Origin of the sequence: Methylophaga sp. UBA4204 (genome assembly GCF_002379485.1) — a bacterium.
Classification (GTDB): Bacteria; Pseudomonadota; Gammaproteobacteria; order Nitrosococcales; family Methylophagaceae; genus Methylophaga.
This window is the reverse complement of the sequence record NZ_DFTU01000096.1, coordinates 27,182-28,128: the sequence shown is the minus strand read 5'-3', so window position 1 is coordinate 28,128 and position 947 is coordinate 27,182. Positions and strand designations below refer to the sequence as shown.

The window sequence follows — 947 nt, the reverse complement described above, 5'->3', positions numbered from 1 at the left end:
GCAGTGGATGGCTGGAGTCTGGAACAGCAGGTTGAAACCGTCATTTCCCGTTTATCGCTGGATGCAGATGTTGAGTTTTCCAGTTTATCCGGCGGGATGAAAAGACGGGTTCTCCTGGCTCAGGCACTGGTACGCCAACCGGATATTTTATTACTGGATGAGCCAACCAACCATCTGGATATCAGTTCTATCACCTGGCTAGAAGGTTTTCTGAAAAGTTATGGTGGTACCTTATTGTTCATTACACATGACCGCAGCTTTTTACAGGCCTTGGCCACCCGTATTGTGCAGTTGGATCGTGGGCAACTGGTGAGTTTCCCGGGTGATTACAAAAGCTTTCTGGAGAAACGTGAAGCTTTACTGTCGGCCGAAGCAGAGCAAAATGCACAGTTTGATAAAAAACTGGCTCAGGAAGAAGTTTGGATTCGTCAGGGCATCAAAGCACGTCGCACACGTAATGAAGGACGGGTGAGAGCGTTGGAGAAGCTGCGCCGGGAACGTGGTCAACGCCGTGAGGTGTTAGGCAATGTGTCGATGAAGATCCAGGAAGGCGATCGGAGTGGCAAGCTGGTGGTCGAAGTTGAGAATATCAGTCAGGCCTTTGATGGCCGACAGTTATTCAAAGATTTCTCAACGGTCATTCAGCGCGGTGATCGCATTGGTATTATCGGACCCAATGGCTGTGGTAAAAGTACGTTGCTGTCGATTCTACTGGGTCGGGCTGAACCTCAATCGGGTACGGTGCGCTTAGGTACTAATCTGCAAGTGGCGTATTTTGATCAATTACGTAGCCAGTTGGATGAAGAGGCCAGTGTTGTAGATAACGTCGGGCAGGGTAGAGACTTTGTTGAAATTAATGGCAGTCCTAAACATGTGATTGGTTATCTGCAAGATTTCCTGTTCACCCCAGATCGTGCAAGAACACCGGTAAAAGCCTTGTCTGGCGG

General features: G+C 49.0%; 1 protein-coding gene. It reads left to right on the top strand.

The features are described 5' to 3' along the window. A partial coding sequence (locus tag B3182_RS14620) for an ATP-binding cassette domain-containing protein (RefSeq protein WP_292753294.1) occupies positions 1-947 on the top strand: 947 nt, incomplete at both ends.